Genomic DNA, 18,058 nt, shown 5'->3' with positions numbered 1-18,058 from the left:
CCGACGTGAATGAGGCACTACCGACTGGTAGTCTACTGCATAATGCATACTGCATACAGTCCCAACTAATTCAGTTGGGCTTTCGGCGCGGTTGGCAGGCAAGGAGGAGGCCCGGTGCTGCTACGTCAATTGGAGTACTTCGTCGCGGTCGCAAGAGAGCGACACTTCGCCCGGGCCGCCGAGGCTTGCTACGTCTCCCAGCCCGCGTTGTCGGCATCCATCGCGAAGCTTGAACGCGAGCTCAACGTCACGCTGATTAATCGTGGACGCAATTTCGAGGGCCTGACCGTGGAGGGCGAACGTCTGGTCGTCTGGGCCAAAAGGGTGCTCGCTGTACACGACGGCCTGGTGGCTGAGGCGGCCGCGTTGCGATCCGGGATTTCGGGCGTGTTGCGATTGGGGGCGGGTGCGACGGTATTGACGACCGCGGCGCTGCCGATCGCCACCTTCTGTTCCTTGCACCCGCTGGCTCGGGTGAAAGTCCGATCGCATTTGCCAACAACGGAATTGGTACGACAGCTTCGCAATTTCGAACTCGACGTGGCGATCGGACATTTCGATGAACGGGACCATTCCGGTCTCGAGCTGATCCCGCTCTACGAGGAACAGTGCGTGTTACTGGTCTCGGGAAAGCAGCTTGCGCCGGCATCCGGAACCATCACGTGGGCTGAGGCGGCTCAGGTTCCACTTGCGCTGCCCGCACCGGAGGTTGGCTTCCGGCAATTCATCGACGACGCGTTTGCGAACGTGGGCACGACGGTCGTGCCGCAGATCGAGACCGACTCGATGGCGTCGCTGTACGCTCACGTCGCCACGGGCGCTTGGGCAAGCATCGTGCCGCACACCTGGTTTCGGGCAATGCCGGTGACCGGCGCATTGCGGGGATTGCGTTTGGTCGAACCCGAACAGCGGACCGAGATTTCGATAGCCATCCATGCTTCGGCGCCGGGTTCGTGTGCTGCCCGGGCGTTCTTGAACGTCGCGGTCGGATCACCGCTTGGGCCTGAAGAATTCAGTTTCGGTGGTCGTGAGGTAGGCGGTGAATTCGATCCGAATCTGGATGTGGTGCCAGCGAGCGCACCGGCGAGGGAATCCTATGTGGCGTGATCACGCCGTGGTGGGTGCTCCGACCCGCCCGGACCGATGCGGCCGTGATAACTCTCGCTTATCGCTTGAATACCACTAGGTCTTGGACGCGTGGTCCAGGCTAGGGAAAAGTAAAGAGCAGTAACACAATACGAAAAAGGCATGTACTGCCGGAAAGGTTGCTCGTGACGACGGCGGCTACCATCGAAGACACCGACGCTGAGGATGCCGGAGGTCTCACCGATGGAATTCATTTGGTGGTCGACGCGCTTCGGCTCAACGACGTTCATACGATCTATGGGCTCGTCGGTATTCCTATCACCGACTTGGCGCGGACGGCACAGGCATCGGGTATCCGCTACATTGGCTTCCGTCATGAGAGCGCTGCCGGACACGCCGCGGCCGCGGCCGGCTTCCTGACCCAGAAGCCCGGCATCTGCCTGACGGTTTCGGCGCCCGGCTTTCTCAATGGACTCGTCGCACTGGCGAACGCCACCACGAACTGCTTTCCCATGGTGCAGATCTCGGGTTCGAGTGAGCGCCATCTCGTCGACCTGCAGCGCGGTGACTACGAAGAGATGGACCAGCTGGCGGCAGCCCGTCCCTTCGTGAAGGCGGCGTACCGAGTATCTCGCGCCCAGGACATCGGCCGCGGCATCGCCCGGGCGTTGCGGACCGCGGCATCCGGGCGGCCCGGCGGCGTCTACCTCGACATCCCGGCCGCCGTGCTGGGCGAGGTGATCGACGCGAAGTTCGCGGCCCAAACGTTGTGGCGCGTAGTCGATCTAGCTCCGAAGCAACTGCCGAACGTGGAGTCGGTGGACGCGGCAATCGAGCTGCTCGCCGGCGCCGAGCGCCCGCTGATTGTCCTCGGTAAGGGCGCCGCATACGCCCAGGCCGACGAGCAGATCAAAGAATTCGTGGAGAGCACCGGAGCGCCGTACCTGCCCATGTCGATGGCCAAGGGACTGCTGCCTGATGACCACCCGCAGTCGGTGGCGACTTCGCGGTCTTTGGCGCTGCGCCGTGCCGACGTGGTCTTGCTGGTCGGTGCGCGGTTGAACTGGCTGCTCGGACACGGCGATGCGCCGCAGTGGAACCCCGACGCCAAGTTCATCCAGATCGACATCGAGGCCACCGAGATGGACAGCAACCAGCCGATTGCCGCTCCGCTGGTCGGTGACATCGGCTCGGTGATGCAGGCTCTGCTGGAGCGCTCCAAGCCCGGTCAGATCAGCACGTCGGCCCAGTGGCGGGAGGAGTTGTCCGGCAAGGCGAAGCAAAACATCGCCAAGATGACCGACCGCCTTGCGGCCGCACGGGAAGCCCACCCGATGAAGTTCCTGGGTGCGCTGCAGGCCATACGTGATGTGCTGCAAGACAACCCGCAGGTCTGCCTGGTCAATGAAGGGGCCAACGCGCTGGACCTGGCGCGCAACACGATCGGTATGTACCGGCCGCGGCGCCGTCTGGACAGCGGTACCTGGGGCGTGATGGGCATCGGGATGGGGTACGCCATCGCGGCGGCAGCGGAGACCGGTGAGCCGGTGGTCGCGATCGAGGGAGACAGCGCCTTCGGCTTCAGCGGAATGGAACTGGAGACCATCTGCCGCTACAACCTGCCCATCGTCACGGTCATCCTCAACAACAGTGGCGTATACCGCGGCGATGAGGCATCGGGGTCCGATGACGACCCGGCTCCCACGTCACTGCAGGCGCATCACGAATTCATGATCAAGGCCTTCGGCGGAACCGGTTACCGCGCCGAAACGCCCGACGAAGTCGCCGCGGCGCTTCGGGAGGCGTTGGCCTCCGGTCGGCCGGCGCTGATCGACTGCTTGATCGACCCGTCCGATGGAACCGAGAGCGGCAACATCGCTCACCTCAACCCGAAAGGGATCACCAACAAGGGCTGAAATCCGTTGGCATGTCGGCCTAACAATCAGGTCGTCGACACAAGGTAACTGGAAAGCACAGAAAGAAAGGAAATCCGATATGGCCGAACTGCCTTTGTCTGGGATCAAGGTCATCGACTTCACCGGCGTCCAGGCGGGGCCAGCTTGCACCCAGATGCTCGCGTGGTTTGGAGCAGACGTCCTCAAGGTCGAGCGGACCACTGGCGGTGATGTCACGCGTAATCAGCTGCGGGACATACCAGAAGTCGACGCTCTGTACTTCACCATGCTCAACAGCAACAAGCGCTCGCTGGCGATCAACACGAAGTCACCTGAGGGCGTCGAGGTCATGGAGAAGCTGATCCGCCAGGCCGACGTGCTGGTGGAGAACTTCGCTCCTGGCGCAATGGACCGCATGGGCCTGTCCTGGGACAAGTTGCAGTCATGGAACCCGCGATTGATCTTCGGTTCGGTCAAGGGCTTCAATGACGACTCGTCGTGGAACGACCTCAAGGTCTACGAGAACGTGGCGCAATGTGCCGGCGGTGCCGCTTCGACCACGGGGTTCTGGGACGGCCCGCCGACCGTCAGCGGTGCGGCGCTGGGTGACTCGAACACCGGAATGCACCTGTTGATCGGCATTCTCACGGCGCTGATCCAGCGGGAGAAGACCGGCAAGGGGCAGAAGGTCTCGGCCTCGATGCAGGACTCCGTGTTGAACCTATGCCGGGTCAAGCTGCGCGACCAGCAGCGCCTCGAACGGGTCGGATACCTGGAGGAGTACCCGCAGTACCCCAACGGCACGTTCAGCGACGCGGTGCCCCGTGGCGGAAACGCCGGCGGCGGCGGTCAGCCGGGCTGGGTGCTCAAGTGCAAGGGCTGGGAGTCCGACCCCAACGCCTACATCTACTTCACCATCCAGGAACAGAACTGGAAGCGGACGGCCGAGGCGATCGGGCGCCCGGAGTGGGCCGAGGACCCGGGCTACAACACGGCGCTTGCTCGCCAGGACAAGATCTTCGACATCTTCGCCGAGATCGAGAAGTGGCTCGCCGACAAGACGAAGTACGAGGCCGTCGACATCCTGCGTAAGTGGGAAGTCCCTTGCGCGCCGGTCCTTTCGATGAAAGAGATCGCCGTGGATCCCGATCTGCGCAAGAGCGGCAGTGTCGTCGAGGTCGAGCAGAAGGGCCGTGGGACATACCTCACGGTCGGCAGCCCGATCAAGTTCTCCTCGTTCAAGCCTGAGATCAAGGGTGCGCCGCTGCTGGGTGAGCACACCGACGACGTGCTGGCCGAGTTGGGTTACGACGCCGACACCATCGCCGAGTGGCGCAAGAACGAGATCGTGGTCTAAAAAAATACCGCCGTGCGCTTGGTGCGCTCCCCAAATCGCCGGGTCGCGGCGGGGATGGCCCCAGGGATCTGTTCCCTGGGGCCATCTCTCATTAGTGATGCATTAGTGGCCGACACCCGATGGGATTCCGGCGCCATGGGCTTGGTGTGTTGCCCGAATCGGCGGGCCGCAGACGAGACCCGGAGACCAGACCCGCGAACCAGACCCGCGGACGAGACCAGGCCCCAGGGCTTGGCTACCTGGGGCCTGGTCTCGTCATTCGCGGAAATCTGTGAGCGACGCTGCAGCGCTTCGTATTCCGGCGGCTTTGCGCACTCCCGGCAGAGCTAGTTCGGCAGCCGGCACACCGGGTAGCCGGGCCGCTGCAGCCGGCGCGGTGCGATGGCCGTGCAAAGGCAGATTAGGCCGCCGACCACCAGGGCCAGGTCCAAACGTCTGGACGGAATCAACAGCGCGGGCAGTCCCACCCCGAGTAGGCCGCCGAATATCTTGGCGCTGTAAACGAGCCCGAAGTTCGCAACCGCGCTGTGCTCGCCGAAGTAGTCGGCAACCAGGTTGATGAACAGCGAATAGAAGGCTCCGCCGGCCAAGCCGCCGAGTGCGGCGAATGCAATCAGCCCGACGGACGAGCCCGTCGATGCCGAGTACGCCAGCCCCAACAAGGCGATTCCCCCGCCGAGCAACGCCAGACTCAACGTCTGACGCCGGCCAAATCGGTCCGAGTAGCGGCTGGCGATGCCCCGACCGCCGCCGTTGACCAGTGCCAGCACCGCGACGGCAGCGGCGCCGACGGAAAGCGGCAGGCCGTGCGCGCTGGCGATGCTGGGGATGTAGACGATGGTCAGCAGCGCCGCCGACGAGGCCACCACCGCGATGAGGTAGGTGAGCACGAAGGCACGGGTCCGTGCCGTCTCGGGCGGCGAGTACTGGCGAATCGCCGGGGCGTTGCCCAACAGGCTGCGGTTTACCTGCTTGTCGACTACCCATCGTCTCGGGTCGACCTCGATCGGCCACCAGTCGGGCGGCGGGTCCTGGAAAAAGGCGCCGCACACCGTCACGACGACCAGCACGCACAGGCCGACTGCCGTGAAGACCGCGTCCAGGTTGTCCGGGCGGAGGACCAGTGCGAACAACATGACGAACGGCACCGCGCCGGCCCCGAAGGCGCCCGACACCAACGAGACCTTTGCGCCGCGGTGCTCGGGATACCACCTCGCGACGGTGGAAAGGCAAGTGGCATAAACGATTCCGGCACCGGTACCACACAGCACCGAGTAGCCGAGCATGGTGAACCCGAGATCGCCCGTCCACGACAGTGTCAATGGGCCCATGGCTGCCAAATCGGCACCGATCAGCATCGCCGTCGACGGCCCAATGCCCAAGCGCCGCCGTAGCGGTGGAGTGGCCGCGGAGGCGGCCGCCTGAAAAACGACCCATAACGCCAACACCCAGAAGGCGCCGGGGGTGACCGCATGAGGTGGCTGCTGCATGGCTACCACGGCGACTCCGTAGCCGAACTGGAGCACGCTGATGCCGGCCATCGCCGTCCACGGCAACCACAGCATCCAGCTCCGGGAGCGGGCCATGATGTCGTGCGGTCGCTCGCCGATGCGGTACGAGCACCCGTGTGCTCTGATCTGTAGGACCGACAGTCCATCTCCAGCGGTCATGGTGGTCTCCCTTGTGCATACTGTATACACTTTTCTACCCGGTTAACCCATGTGTGTCTAGGGGGAGATGGGTGCGCCGGCGTCAGCAGGGCCGCCGGGAGTTGTGAGCGCTGGGCGCAACGCTATTCGGCAAAGAAGTTTGCCCGACTAATTCCGCGCCGGCCGCGGCCATTCAATCGGCAGCGGGGAAGTCGCGGCCGGACGGCAGTGGTTGCTAGGCCTAGACAATTGAGTGAGTTTTAGTGACACTTGTCGTATACGGTATACAGTCTGCAGTAGGCACAATCGAATCCCGGCCGTTGCAGCGCAGCCACTGCTTCGGAGTCTTGCGGTGCGCGGGGGATCGACCGGGCGAAAAGCCCCGGAAAGTTGAGGTAATGGTGGGCACTGCATCCCTGTCGTGCGACACCCGGAACCACAACGGGCGGCCGCTTAATCGGCGTGGAGGGCTACGCATTCCGCGTCCATCACGACAATTCTCAGGGAGATCTCATGGGTAAGGCATTAGACGGCGTCCGGGTCTTGGACATGACTCATGTTCAGTCGGGCCCGTCTGCGACGCAGATGCTTGCCTGGCTCGGCGCCGACGTCATCAAGCTCGAAACGCCCAGGGGTGGGGACATCACCCGCAGCCAGCTCCGCGACATCCCTGACGTCGACAGCCTCTACTTCACGATGCTCAACTGCAACAAACGCAGCGTGACCGTGAACATGAAAAGTGAAGACGGTCAGGAAATTTTCAGCAGATTGGTAGCTCGCTCCGATGTTTTGGTGGAAAACTTCGGACCGGGCGTCGTCGACCGCTTCGGGTTCAGTTGGGAGCGGCTGCAAGAAATCAACCCGGGCTTGATCTATGCATCGATCAAAGGCTTCGGGCCGGGCAAGTACTTCGATTTCAAGGCCTACGAAATCATTGCTCAGGCCATGGGTGGCGCCATGGCCACAACGGGTTTCGAGGACGGTCCGCCCACTGCTACGGGTGCGCAGATTGGCGACTCGGGCACAGGAGTGCACCTTGTCGCCGCGATTCTGGCTGCGCTGCTGCAGCGCACCAATACCGGTCGTGGACAACGCGTCGAGGTTGCGATGCAAGCCGCCGTACTCAACCTGTGTCGGGTCAAACTGCGCGACCAACAGCGCCTCGCGCACGGCCCGCTGCACGAATATCCCAACGAGCACTTCGGCGACGAGGTGCCGCGCGCGGGCAACGCGTCCGGCGGGGGGCAGCCGGGGTGGGCCGTGCGTACCAAGGGCGATGGACCTAATGACTACCTCTACGTGATCATCCAGCCTGCGGTGTGGGCGCCGCTGGCCCGTCTCATCGGGCGGCCCGACCTCGCCGAGCATCCGGATTGGGATTCCCCCGAGGACCGACTACCCAAGTTGGACAAGGTTTTTGCCCTGATCGAGGACTGGAGCCAACGTCACAGCAAGTTCGATGCGATGGAGGCGCTGAACTCGATCAACGTTCCGTGCGGTCCGGTGTTGGGCACCAAGGAGCTGATCGAGGACCAAAGCCTTGCCGACCTCGGTGCGATTGTCAGCGTCGAGCACCCCGAGCGTGGAACCTTCAAGACCGTCGGCAGCCCGCTGCGGCTGTCTGACTCGCCCGTGGAGGTCGAGCGACCGCCGCTGTTGGGGGAGCACACCCAACAGATCTGTATGGAGCTCGGCTATTCACCGGAGGAAGTAGAGCAGTTCAGAAGCGCGGGAGTGGTCTGAGCGCGCGAGCTGACGCGGACGCGAGACGCATCTAGAGATCCACTGGCTCGGCGGAGAAGGACCCGGTTGTGGGAATTGACCGCGTGCGACTCGGTGTGACACCGAGGTGGCTCATCGCTGGCCGGTCGCGGTTGTGGGCGCTCCGCGCGGCGCACCGAGTGCGAAGTGCGCACGAAACCACCGGCCGCGCACCGCCATAGGTCACGTATCCACGTAACCACCGAACGCCAGCAATTCGGCGGCCCGCCGTTCGATGCATGCGGCCGCCGAGCCATCCCCTCTTCTTTATTCTCCGAAAGTGAGTCAATGATGTCTTCAACTCTCGCAACGTATCGCGAGGTAGTCGATGACAACGGTCGCGTCTATCGCATCGGCGAAACCGACCGCGAACTGCTCGGCAGATCGCGGGTAACCATGGTGTGGCTGCCATGGATTGCGATGATGGCGGTCAGCGTCTTCGAGTACGGTTACGGTGCCGCGGCCGATACACTGCGTCACGCCCATCACTGGAGCCTGTCCGAAACCTTTTGGCTGCTCTCGGTTTGGGCTGTCTTCCAGGCGGCCGTCGCCTATCCCGCCGGCCGGCTGAGGGAGAAGGGCGTCACCTCGGCCAGGTCAACCATGATCGCCGCCGCCGTGTTGTCGGCGCTGGGATTCATCACCGTGGCTCACAGCAGCAACTTGGTGGTGGCTTACCTGGGGTTCGCCCTGTGTGGCGGCTGCGGAGTCGGATTGGTGTATTCGACAGGTATCACCATCGTCGGCAAGTGGTATCCGGAGAAGCGCGGTGCGAAGACCGGATTCGTATGCGGTGGATTCGCCTACGGTGCGGTGCCTTTCATCTTCATCTTCAGCTACGCGCTGCACCCCAACACCTACGTATGGGTGCTCGATCTGGTTGGGGCCTTCATGCTGGTGGTTGTGGGGATATGCGGCTACTACTTCCAGGACCCCCCGAAGAACTGGTGGCCCGCAGATGTCGACCCGTTGCAGCACGCCGCCGCCGCCGCTACGTCCAGTCTCAAGAGCCTGCAGAAGAACCCGCCTGCCGTCCGGCAATACGGTCCAGTGGAGGCGATCAAGACCGGCATGCTGCCGTTGATGTGGCTGTCGTTGGGCATCACCACCGGGGTCTCGCTGTTCGGCATCAGCTACATGGTGCCGTTCGCCAAGCACCTCGGCTTCGGGGCGATGATCGTGGCTTCGTCGGCCGGCGCGCTCTCGATCATCAACGGTGTGGGTCGCGCAGCGACCGGGGCCATCTCGGACCGGATCGGCCGTAAGCAGACGCTGCTGGTCGTGCTGCTGGTGTCGGTCGTCGCCCTGATCGGCCTGCTGTACACCGGGCTTGCCAGAAACGAGGTCGCCTTCATCTTCTTCGCCGTGCTGGTCGGATTCGGCGGCGGTGCTTTCTACCCGCTGTTCGCCACGTTGACGACCGACTACTTCGGCGAGAACAACAACGCCAGCAACTACGGAATCGTCTACAGCGCCAAGCTCGTCGGTTCAATCCTGGGAATTGGCGTGGGCGCCAGCGTCATCGACGCTTGGGGCTACACGGGGGCCTACTGGGTGGCCGCGGCGAGCGCGCTGCTGTCGGCTGCCACCGCGGCGTTGTTGCGGCAGCCCGGACGTCGGGCGAAGGAAGTCTCGGTCTCCGAGATCGTCGGTCAGGCCACGCCTTCGGCGCCATCAGCGGCCTCCTGACGCCGCTGATGGTAGATCTCCCGGGTGCGTTCGGTGTGGCGCCGCATGAGGTCCGCGGCGCGCTTGCCGCTGCGTGCGGAGATCGCCTCGATCAGCTCGGCGTGTTCGTCCCACGCGTCTTTGCCGCGGGATAGCGCGATGGGCTGGTAGTACCACCGCACCCGGCGCCCGACCTGGCCGATGAGGTTGGCCAGGACGCTGTTGGCCGACATCGCAACGATATGGGAGTGAAAGGCATCGTTGGCGGTGACAAGGGCTTCCTTGTCACCGCCGGCGAGTGCCTTTTCGCCGGTTTGGTGCAGCTCCCACAGCCGCTCCACCTCGGCCGGTTTCGCACCACGCGCGGCCAATCGAGCCGACTCGGCTTCCAGCAGAGTGCGTACGCTCAGCAGTTCGTCCGCCTCCGCGTCGGTGGGTACGTGTACGAACGCGCCTAGGGCCGGGCGAAGATCGACCCATCCCTCGCTTTGCAAGCGCTGCAATGCCTCTCGAATGGGTTGCCGGCTTACACCCAGTTGAGCGGCCAGCTCGTTCTCGACCAGATGCTGTCCGGGGCGCAGCTCACGTGTGATGATCAGCTCCATCAGCGCCTCGTAGGCGGCCTCCCGCAACGGCGCCGGACGTTCCAGCCTCATTCGCGATCCCGCCCCATTTCGCGCGCCGGTGGTGACCATGAATTATCCCACTCCCCATTCGATGTTTTTCGTAGACAGCATACAATCCGGGCCCTTCAATTGTGGGCCTTCGACATTGTGAAATGCGCAGCAGTTTCCCACCAAAAACGCTGGTGGCGCCCAGAGTGCATACGGGATGCAAAAAACCGGCCTAGGTAGCCGGGGTTTGCTGGATGTCTCCGAATTGGGGCGGCGTGCGGCGAAGTCTGGTGCCGCGGGTATGGGTATACCTGCGGCGCGGCAAAAGAACGGGGTTGGCGAGCCATCGATCTGCTCGCCAACCCCGTGAAGATCGGCACCGGCTCAATCGGTGCCGTCGGCATTAGCTGGATGCCGGAGGACAATTTGTCCTAGGCCGCGCCGGACTTGGCGGTCGCGGTGTAGGAGCGTGCCCCGACGCCGGCCAGTGCACCACCGTCGACGATGAGGTACTCGTCGCGGATCGGCTTGCCGTTGAAGTAGCATTCCAGGATTTCCCGGGTGCCGGCCGCGTACCGAGCCTGCGCCGACAACGTGGAACCCGAGATGTGCGGCGTCATGCCGTGGTGGGGCATGGTGCGCCACGGGTGGTCAGCCGGTGCCGGCTGGGGGAACCAGACATCCCCGGCGTACCCGGCCAGTTGGCCGCTTTCCAGCGCCCGCTTGATGGCATCCCGGTCGCAGATCAGCGCGCGCGCCGTGTTGATGAGGTAGGCGCCCCGCTTCATGGTGCCGATCAGCTCTTCGTTGAACAGCCCGCGGGTTTCGGGGTGCAGCGGCGCGTTGATGGTCACCACGTCGAGGTGCGGGACCATGTCCTGCACGCTGGGGTGGAAGGTCAGGTTCAGTTCCTTCTCCACCTCGGCGGGCAGCCGGTGCTTGTCGGTGTAGTGCAGGTGCACGTCGAACGGCGCCAGCCGCCGCAGTACCGCCAGCCCGATCCGGCCGGCCGCAATGGTGCCGACGTGCATTCCCTCGAGGTCGTAAGACCGTTGCACGCAGTCGGCGATGTTCCAGCCGCCGTCGATGACCCACTTGTAGGACGGCAAGTAATTGCGGACCTGCGACAGGATCATCATCACGACGTGCTCGGCAACGCTGATGCTGTTGCAGAACGTGACCTCGGCGACGGTGATGCCGTTCTCGATGGCCGCATCAAGGTCGGTGTGATCCGAACCGATACCCGCAGTGACCGCAAGTTTCAGCTTGGGCGCGCGCGCGATCCGCTCGGCGGTCAGATAGGCCGGCCAAAACGGTTGCGAAATAACGATTTCGGCGTCCGCGAGGTGCTTGTCGAACTCGGAGTTTTCGCCATCCTTGTCCGAGGTCACGATCAGCTCGTGACCGAGGCTCTCCAGGTAGGGGCGCAGCCCCAGCTCGCCGGAGACGCTGCCCAGCAACGTGCCCGGGGTGAAGTCGATGGCCTCCGGGGTGGGCAGCGTTTGCCCATCGGGGTAACGCTGTAGAGCGGGCAGGCCGTCGCGCGGATACTCGCTGGGATATCCGGTTACTGGGTCGTCGTAAAGGACGCACACCACTTTTGACATAGAAATTCGATTCCTTTCATCCGCCGATGCTCGGCTCTCTTCTTGCCGCCACGCTGACGTGGCGGTCAAGTATGTTCGGCTGTGCGTGCCGTTGATTCACAAAACCTTTAGCTCCTCGGAGATTTCGGCAACTGAGGACTTGGCGTCGCCGAACAGCATCGATGTTTTCTCGTTGAAATACAGCTCGTTCTCGATGCCGGCGAATCCAGGATTCATGGATCGCTTCAATACGATGACGGACTTGGCCTGATCGACGTCCAGAATCGGCATGCCGTAGATCGGCGAGGCCGGATTCGACCGTGCCGCGGGGTTTGTCACGTCGTTGGCCCCGATGACCAGAGCGACGTCGGCGCGGCTGAACTCGCCGTTGATCTCGTCCATTTCCTTGAGGTGCTCGTACGGCACGTCGGCCTCGGCGAGCAGTACATTCATGTGCCCGGGCATCCGGCCCGCCACGGGATGGATGGCGTGCCGGACCTCCACGCCGCGTTCCTCGAGTAGCCCGGCCATTTCGCGCACCGCGTGCTGGGCCTGAGCCACCGCCATTCCGTAACCGGGCACGATGATTACCTGGCTGGCATAGCCCATCTGCAATGCGGCGTCGGCGGCGCTGGTCTGGCGCACGGTCTGGTCGCCGCTTGCCTCCCCGGCAGCCGCGCCCGCGCCTGAGGCGCCGAATCCGCCCGCGACGATGGCAGGAATCGAGCGGTTCATCGCCTTGGCCATCAGGTTGGTCAAGATGGTGCCCGAGGCACCGACGATCATTCCCGCCACGATCAGCGCGGTGTTGTCCAGGGCGAGCCCGGTTGCCGCCGCCGAGAGCCCGGTGAGCGCGTTGAGCAACGAGATCACCACCGGCATATCAGCGCCGCCGATCGGCAGCACCACCATGAAGCCGAGCACCGCCGCGAAGACGAGCACACCGATGAACAACAGCTGTCCTCGCTGACCGAATCCGATCGCCGCGGCGCATCCCACGGCGGCGATCAGCAGCAGCAGGTTGAGCGGCTGCTGCGCCCGACCCACGCCAATCGGTCTGCCCGGCAACACTTCCTGCAGCTTGCCGAAGGCGATCAGTGATCCCCAGAAGGACAGCGAGCCGACAATCGCGGCAAACAGCGACGCGGTCGCGACGTAGGCCGGTACGGTGCCGTAGCCCTGACTGTCGCGGAATTCCACCCACGAGACCAGGGCGACCGCGCCGCCGCCGACACCGTTGAACAGCGCCACCATCTGAGGCATCGCGGTCATCTTGACCCGCTTGGCCGCGGGGACACCGACCAGCGTCCCGAGGACCAGCCCGAGGGCGATGAGCAACCAGTTGCTGGTGCCCGGGGTCAGCAAGGTCGCCACGATCGCGATCGCCATGCCTACGGCGGCGATGAGGTTGCCGCGCGCGGCGGTCCGTGGACCGGTCAGGCCCGAGAGGCCCAGGATGAATAGGGCGAACGCGACGATATAGAGAATGGCGATAACGTCATTCACGAAGACGCAACCTTTCCAGTTTGGGCGGTGGGCTTCTTCTTGAACATGCTGAGCATGCGATCGGTAACGAGGAAGCCACCTACGACGTTGATCGCACCGAAGGCGATTGCGATGACCAGCAACACTCGGTCGAAGGCATCGGTGGCTGACTGGCCCAGCAATACCAGGCCGGCAAGCAGCACGATTCCGTGAATTGCGTTGGTACCAGACATCAGTGGGGTGTGCAGGGTGTTGGGAACCTTCGAGATCACCGCGAAGCCGACAAAGCCTGCCAGCGTCAGGATCGCGAGGTTGGCCACGAGTGTCATCGGATCTCCGTCAGTTCGTTGTCGGACTTGGTGACGCAGCAGGCGTCCAGGATTTCGTCAGAAAGGTCGGGGGTACCCGTGCCACTGAGCATGTGCTCCAGCAGGGCCTGGATGTTGCGCGCGTAGAGCTCACTGGCGTGTTCGGGCATGGTCGCCGGAAGGTTCAGCGGCGCGCAGATCGTGACGTCGTGTCGCCGTACCGTTTCGCCCGGCACGGTGAGTTCACAGTTGCCGCCGGCCTCGCCGGCCAGGTCGACGACGACACTGCCGCTGCGCATTTGGCGTACCGCGTCGGCGGTGACCAGCCGCGGTGCCGGGCGGCCGGGGACCAGGGCCGTGGTGATGACCACGTCGAAGCCGGGGATCGCCTCGGTGAGCCGGCGCTGCTGCTCGGCTTGTTCTTCCGGCGTCAGGGCGCGAGCGTACCCGCCCTCGCCCGCCGCGGTAACACCGAGGTCCAGCCACTTGGCGCCCAAGGAGCGGACTTGGTCGGCAACCTCCGGGCGCACATCGAACCCGGTGGTGCGGGCGCCGAGCCGTTTCGCCGTGGCCAGGGCCTGAAGCCCGGCCACCCCGACGCCGAGAACCAAAGCAGTTGCCGGCTTTACTGTTCCGGCTGCCGTGGTCATCATGGGGAAGAAGCGGGTGGAACACTGCGCGGCACACAAAACCGCCTTGTATCCCGCGACGTTAGCTTGGGAAGACAGCGCATCCATCGTCTGTGCGCGTGAGATTCGCGGGACGGCCTCCATGGCGAACCCCGTGACGCCGGCGCGTCGGAGTTGCTCGCCGACCTCGGGCCGGGTGCGGGGCGCCAGGAACCCAATCAGGTAGGCGCCCTGCTTCATCCGGCTGATCTCGGTCTCGGTCGGTGGATTCACTTTCACTACTACATCCGCCGACCACGGGTCGCCGATGACGGCGCCGGCCTTCTTGTAGTCCTCGTCGTGGAATAACGCTCCCTCACCTGCGCCCGTCTCGACGATGAGTTCGTGGCCGGCACCCCGCAAGCGTTCGACAACGGCGGGTACCAGGGCGACTCGGCTTTCGCCGTCGGTGATTTCGCGAGGCACTCCTATCGCAGGCATATTCCTCTTCCTTGATTGGCCGAAAGGCACACATGACGCGCCCGGGTCCGGTGCCATGCCGGCCTCCCGCCGAGAGCGCGATGGCTACAACATACAAGGATCGCATACTGTATGCAATAATGATCGAAGCCTGGCCATGGTCCTAGAGCGACTGAGTGTACGCCGGATGCAGAGGAGAATTCATGAGGATTGCAGTCGTTGGAGCCGGAGCGATCGGGGCGTATTGGGGCGCCGCGTTGCACCGCGGTGGTGCTGACGTTCACCTGATCGCGCGAAACGACAACCTGCGAGCCATGCAGAAAAACGGAGTACGCGTACTGAGCCCTCGCGGCGACTTCGTGGCACATCCTCACGTGACTGACTCCCCGGCCGAGGTGGGGCCGGTCGACTATGTGTTCTTAGGGCTCAAAGCGCACAGCTATCCCACCTGCGGTCCGCTGGTGGAGCCGCTGATGGGACCGAATACAGCGGTTGTCGCCGCGCAGAACGGCATTCCATGGTGGTACTTCTACCGGTTGGCGGGTCCGTTCGAGGGACATCGGATCGAGGCGGTTGATCCGGGCGGCGCGACCAGCGCGGTGTTGGCTCCCGAACGGGCGATCGGCTGTGTGGTGTACCCGGCGACGGTTCTGGATGAGCCCGGCGTGGTCCGCCATCTCGAGGGGACGCGCTTTTCCATCGGTGAACCGTCCGGCGAGCTGTCCGAGCGATGCAAGGCGTTGAGCGAGGCGATGATCGCCGGCGGGCTCAAATGCCCGGTGGAAGAGAACTTGCGCGACGACATCTGGATCAAGTTGATGGGCAACGTGGCCTTCAATCCCCTCAGCGCGTTGACCAGAGCGACGATGGTCGAGATGTGCCAGGACCCGCACACGCGGCAGGTGGTGATCCAACTGATGGAGGAGACCCTGGACATTGCGGCCAGATTGGGCTGCACGCCCGATATCTCGATCGACAAGCGGCTGCGTGGCGCTGAGAACGTCGGCCATCACAAGACCTCCATGCTGCAAGACCTGGAAGCGGGCAAGCAGCTCGAGCTCGACGCGATTGTCTCCGCGGTGGTGGAACTCGCCGACCTGACCAAGGCGCCCGCCCCCACGTTGCGCACGGTCCACGCGGCCACCGGTCTCCTCGCGCGCACGTGCGGGGTGGCGCCGTCACACGGTAACGGGATAGTGCAACAACAACCTCAAGCGGCTCTGCGCTAAGGGAAAGGACACCTGGGATGCGCACAACCAAGATCGTCTGCACGCTGGGACCCGCCACCGCAACAGCTCCCCGTCTGGCTGAACTCATCGACGCCGGAATGGATGTTGCCCGTTTGAATTTCAGCCACGCCACCCACGCTGAGCATTCGGCCCTATACGATCTCGTCCGCGAGATCGCGGCCAGCCGTGGCCGCGCGGTGCAAGTACTCGCAGACCTGCAGGGACCCAAGATCCGGTTGGGCCGATTCGCCCATGGACCGGTGGTCTGGAGTGCCGGTGAGAAAGTGTCGATCACCACCGACACTTGCCCGGGTGATCACGACCGGGTCTCTACCACCTACGGTGGTCTTTCGGCAGATGTGAAAACCGGCGACCGGCTGCTCGTCGACGACGGCCGCATCGACCTGGCGGTGGTGGAAGTCATCGGCGCCGACATCGGGTGCGAGGTCATCTACGGCGGACCGGTGAGCGACAACAAGGGCATCTCGCTCCCCGGGATCGCTGTGAGCGCTCCGACGTTGTCCGACAAAGACATCGCCGATCTGAAGTTCGCATTGGAACTCGGTGTCGATATGGTCGCCATGTCATTTGTGCGCGCTCCCGAAGAGGTCGAACTGGCCCACAGCGTCATGACTGAGGTCGGCAGGCGGGTGCCCGTGATCGCGAAGCTGGAGAAGCCGGAGGCCGTTTCGTGTTTGCCGGCGATCGTCGGCGCGTTCGACGGCGTCATGGTGGCCCGCGGTGATCTGGGTGTGGAGATGCCATTGGAACAGATTCCGCTGGTCCAAAAGCGAGTGATACGGCTGTGCCGCGAGGCGGACAAGCCGGTGATCGTCGCCACGCACATGCTGGACTCGATGGTTTCTGACCGCCGGCCGACCCGGGCCGAGGTCTCCGACGTGGCCAATGCGGTGCTCGACGGCGCGGACGCCGTCATGTTGTCCGCGGAAACCAGCGTCGGCGCCTATCCGGCCCACACCGTGGCCACGATGGCACGCATCGTCGAAGAGGCCGAAGCCGCGATCCACCGCGGCGAAGCGCCGTATTGGCCCGGGCGCAGCGAACAACGCCGCGATTTCCCCAGCGATGTGATCCTGGCGGCGGCCCGGGTGGTGCGGCGGCGACTCCGGGCGGTTGCCGAGCGCTACGCCCACCTGGGTGGAACCGCTGCCGCCAGCCGGGTCTACGGCTGAGCGGCTCAAGCCCAAGGAGAACAGCACCCAAGGAGAACAGCACATGTCATTCGTCAACGTCGATCCTGAAGCCTTGGCAGGAGCGGCTTCGCAGCTGGGCGCCGTCGGGGCGGCAATGGACGCCCAGAACGCGGCGGCGGCGGGACCCACGTCAGGAGTGGTTCCCGCCGCCGCGGACGAAGTGTCGGAACTGATCGCGGCACAGTTCACCATGCAGGCTCGCATGTATCAGTCGGTCAGCGCGCAAGCCTCAGCCGTACACGACAGCCTGGTCAAAACCATGGCGGCGAACGCGGATTCGTATGCCGCGACCGAGGCCGCCAACGCGGCCGCTACCGAGTGAGCCGCGTTTAGCAGGCGGCGCCGTTGTGGAACGTCGACGAGATATCGTGTGCCACGCGCTTCAACAACGGAGTGATTGTTGGCGCGGACGTCAGGGTGACCCGTACCGCGGGACCCGAAATCGATATCGCGGTAAGTGACGGCGCGTCGGGCACCGGCACGGCAAAACAACGCACCCCGATTTCCTGCTCGCCCTCGTCGACCGCGTAGCCACGGGCCCGGCACAATGTGATGTCCTGCAGCAGCCCGTCGGGCGTCGTATGCGAATTCTCGGTCGCCGCCGGCATTCCGGTGCGCGTCACCAAAGCACGCAACGCCTCGTCGGGCAGCTGCATCAGCAGCGCCTTACCTACGCCCGTGCAATGCAGATAGACGCGCCGGCCGACCTCGGTGAACATTCGCATGGAATGGGGGGACGGGACCTGAGCGACGTAAACCGCCATGTCGTTATCCATCACCGCCATGTTTGCCGTCTCGCCGGTACGTTCTACCAGCTCACCAAGATGCGGCCGGGACCACATGCCGACCAGCTCACCGGCGCTCTCGCCCAGCCGGATCAGCTTCGGCCCCAACGAATAGTGCCGGTTGGGCAGCTGCCGTAGATATCCCATACTCAGCAGCGTTCGCACTAATCGGTGCATGGTGGGTTGCGGCAGATGAGCGCGTGCCGCAAGTTCACCCAGTGCTCCCGTCCCGCCCATGGCGGCCAGAATCTCCAGCACGCCGAAAGCCCGCTCTACTGACTGAACCCCGCTCCGGCGGTCGTCTTCGCTCATCGGGTCACGGTCTAGCGGGTG

Annotated in this window: 14 protein-coding genes and 1 pseudogene; 8 read left to right on the top strand and 7 right to left on the bottom strand. The window is 64.1% G+C overall.

The annotated features are described in order from the left end of the window. Positions 1-114 precede the first annotated feature (114 nt). The 3 genes from G6N33_RS03070 to frc (G6N33_RS03060) all read left to right on the top strand — a co-directional run bounded on the left by G6N33_RS03070 (position 115) and on the right by frc (G6N33_RS03060) (position 4,338). Positions 115-1,107, top strand: coding sequence for a LysR family transcriptional regulator (locus tag G6N33_RS03070; RefSeq protein ID WP_081662246.1), 993 nt, complete (start codon positions 115-117; stop codon positions 1,105-1,107). A 182-nt stretch (positions 1,108-1,289) separates the two neighbouring features. Beyond that, a complete protein-coding gene (gene oxc / locus G6N33_RS03065; protein ID WP_101528521.1) occupies positions 1,290-3,002 on the top strand; it encodes an oxalyl-CoA decarboxylase in 1,713 nt (570 codons plus the stop codon). A gap of 79 nt (positions 3,003-3,081) precedes the next feature. Continuing rightward, positions 3,082-4,338 (top strand): formyl-CoA transferase, encoded by a 1,257-nt coding sequence (frc, locus tag G6N33_RS03060; RefSeq protein WP_044510899.1) that lies wholly within the window; start codon positions 3,082-3,084, stop codon positions 4,336-4,338. A gap of 326 nt (positions 4,339-4,664) precedes the next feature. Here the strand turns inward: frc (G6N33_RS03060) and G6N33_RS03055 are convergent, their stop codons facing one another. Continuing rightward, positions 4,665-6,008 carry an MFS transporter gene (locus tag G6N33_RS03055; protein WP_044510900.1) on the bottom strand — a complete coding sequence of 448 codons (1,344 nt, stop codon included), beginning with the start codon at positions 6,006-6,008 and terminating at the stop codon, positions 4,665-4,667. Positions 6,009-6,500: 492 nt separating this feature from the next. Between G6N33_RS03055 and frc (G6N33_RS03050) the strand changes: the two genes are divergently transcribed. Then, positions 6,501-7,730, top strand: coding sequence for a formyl-CoA transferase (gene frc / locus G6N33_RS03050; protein WP_044513161.1), 1,230 nt, complete (start codon positions 6,501-6,503; stop codon positions 7,728-7,730). 309 nt (positions 7,731-8,039) lie between these two features. Then, complete coding sequence (locus tag G6N33_RS03045; protein WP_084952757.1) at positions 8,040-9,437, top strand: OFA family MFS transporter; 1,398 nt, start codon at positions 8,040-8,042, stop codon at positions 9,435-9,437. On the opposite strand, the gene G6N33_RS03040 is transcribed toward G6N33_RS03045, so the two are convergent. The 5 genes from G6N33_RS03040 to G6N33_RS03020 form a co-directional block, all read right to left on the bottom strand. Beyond that, positions 9,401-10,072 carry a GntR family transcriptional regulator gene (locus G6N33_RS03040; protein WP_231382610.1) on the bottom strand — a complete coding sequence of 224 codons (672 nt, stop codon included), beginning with the start codon at positions 10,070-10,072 and terminating at the stop codon, positions 9,401-9,403. The two genes, G6N33_RS03045 and G6N33_RS03040, sit on opposite strands and share 37 nt — an antisense overlap. A 389-nt stretch (positions 10,073-10,461) precedes the next feature. Further along, on the bottom strand, positions 10,462-11,637 hold the full coding sequence (locus G6N33_RS03035; protein WP_044510903.1) for an NAD-dependent formate dehydrogenase: 1,176 nt from the start codon (positions 11,635-11,637) through the stop codon (positions 10,462-10,464). A gap of 96 nt (positions 11,638-11,733) precedes the next feature. After that, the gene (locus tag G6N33_RS03030) at positions 11,734-13,122 is read right to left on the bottom strand and encodes an NAD(P)(+) transhydrogenase (Re/Si-specific) subunit beta (RefSeq protein ID WP_044510905.1); all 1,389 of its coding nucleotides are present in this window, start codon (positions 13,120-13,122) and stop codon (positions 11,734-11,736) included. Then, the gene (locus tag G6N33_RS03025; RefSeq protein ID WP_044510907.1) at positions 13,119-13,430 is read right to left on the bottom strand and encodes an NAD(P) transhydrogenase subunit alpha; all 312 of its coding nucleotides are present in this window, start codon (positions 13,428-13,430) and stop codon (positions 13,119-13,121) included. The genes G6N33_RS03030 and G6N33_RS03025 overlap by 4 nt, the downstream gene beginning before the upstream one ends. Then, on the bottom strand, positions 13,427-14,518 hold the full coding sequence (locus G6N33_RS03020) for a Re/Si-specific NAD(P)(+) transhydrogenase subunit alpha (RefSeq protein WP_044510908.1): 1,092 nt from the start codon (positions 14,516-14,518) through the stop codon (positions 13,427-13,429). The genes G6N33_RS03025 and G6N33_RS03020 overlap by 4 nt, the downstream gene beginning before the upstream one ends. Positions 14,519-14,700: 182 nt before the next feature. On the opposite strand from G6N33_RS03020, the gene G6N33_RS03015 reads away from it, so the two are divergent. From G6N33_RS03015 to G6N33_RS03005, 3 genes and pseudogenes are all read left to right on the top strand, one after another. Next, on the top strand, positions 14,701-15,726 hold the full coding sequence (locus G6N33_RS03015) for a 2-dehydropantoate 2-reductase (protein ID WP_044510909.1): 1,026 nt from the start codon (positions 14,701-14,703) through the stop codon (positions 15,724-15,726). Between the two features lie 17 nt (positions 15,727-15,743). Beyond that, positions 15,744-16,865 (top strand): annotated as a pseudogene (pyk, locus tag G6N33_RS03010) (pyruvate kinase); the annotation flags it as partial. Between the two features lie 97 nt (positions 16,866-16,962). Next, positions 16,963-17,262, top strand: a complete 300-nt coding sequence (locus tag G6N33_RS03005) for a PE family protein (RefSeq protein ID WP_044513164.1) — start codon at positions 16,963-16,965, stop codon at positions 17,260-17,262. A gap of 7 nt (positions 17,263-17,269) precedes the next feature. On the opposite strand, the gene G6N33_RS03000 is transcribed toward G6N33_RS03005, so the two are convergent. Next, positions 17,270-18,037: an IclR family transcriptional regulator gene (locus tag G6N33_RS03000; RefSeq protein ID WP_044510910.1), complete on the bottom strand. Its 768-nt coding sequence runs from the start codon at positions 18,035-18,037 to the stop codon at positions 17,270-17,272. Positions 18,038-18,058 lie beyond the last annotated feature (21 nt).

Source organism: Mycobacterium simiae (assembly GCF_010727605.1).
GTDB lineage: Bacteria > Actinomycetota > Actinomycetes > Mycobacteriales > Mycobacteriaceae > Mycobacterium > Mycobacterium simiae.
This window is presented reverse-complemented; position numbering and strand designations above follow the sequence as displayed.

Coding starts and splice junctions, on each gene's coding strand:
- G6N33_RS03035 (WP_044510903.1), bottom strand. CDS start 11,637: ATGTCAAAAGTGGTGTGCGTCCTTTACGACGACCCAGTAACCGGATAT.
- G6N33_RS03020 (WP_044510908.1), bottom strand. CDS start 14,518: ATGCCTGCGATAGGAGTGCCTCGCGAAATCACCGACGGCGAAAGCCGA.
- G6N33_RS03045 (WP_084952757.1), top strand. CDS start 8,040: ATGTCTTCAACTCTCGCAACGTATCGCGAGGTAGTCGATGACAACGGT.
- G6N33_RS03015 (WP_044510909.1), top strand. CDS start 14,701: ATGAGGATTGCAGTCGTTGGAGCCGGAGCGATCGGGGCGTATTGGGGC.
- frc (WP_044510899.1), top strand. CDS start 3,082: ATGGCCGAACTGCCTTTGTCTGGGATCAAGGTCATCGACTTCACCGGC.
- G6N33_RS03005 (WP_044513164.1), top strand. CDS start 16,963: ATGTCATTCGTCAACGTCGATCCTGAAGCCTTGGCAGGAGCGGCTTCG.
- G6N33_RS03000 (WP_044510910.1), bottom strand. CDS start 18,037: ATGAGCGAAGACGACCGCCGGAGCGGGGTTCAGTCAGTAGAGCGGGCT.
- G6N33_RS03040 (WP_231382610.1), bottom strand. CDS start 10,072: ATGAGGCTGGAACGTCCGGCGCCGTTGCGGGAGGCCGCCTACGAGGCG.
- frc (WP_044513161.1), top strand. CDS start 6,501: ATGGGTAAGGCATTAGACGGCGTCCGGGTCTTGGACATGACTCATGTT.
- G6N33_RS03055 (WP_044510900.1), bottom strand. CDS start 6,008: ATGACCGCTGGAGATGGACTGTCGGTCCTACAGATCAGAGCACACGGG.
- G6N33_RS03025 (WP_044510907.1), bottom strand. CDS start 13,430: ATGACACTCGTGGCCAACCTCGCGATCCTGACGCTGGCAGGCTTTGTC.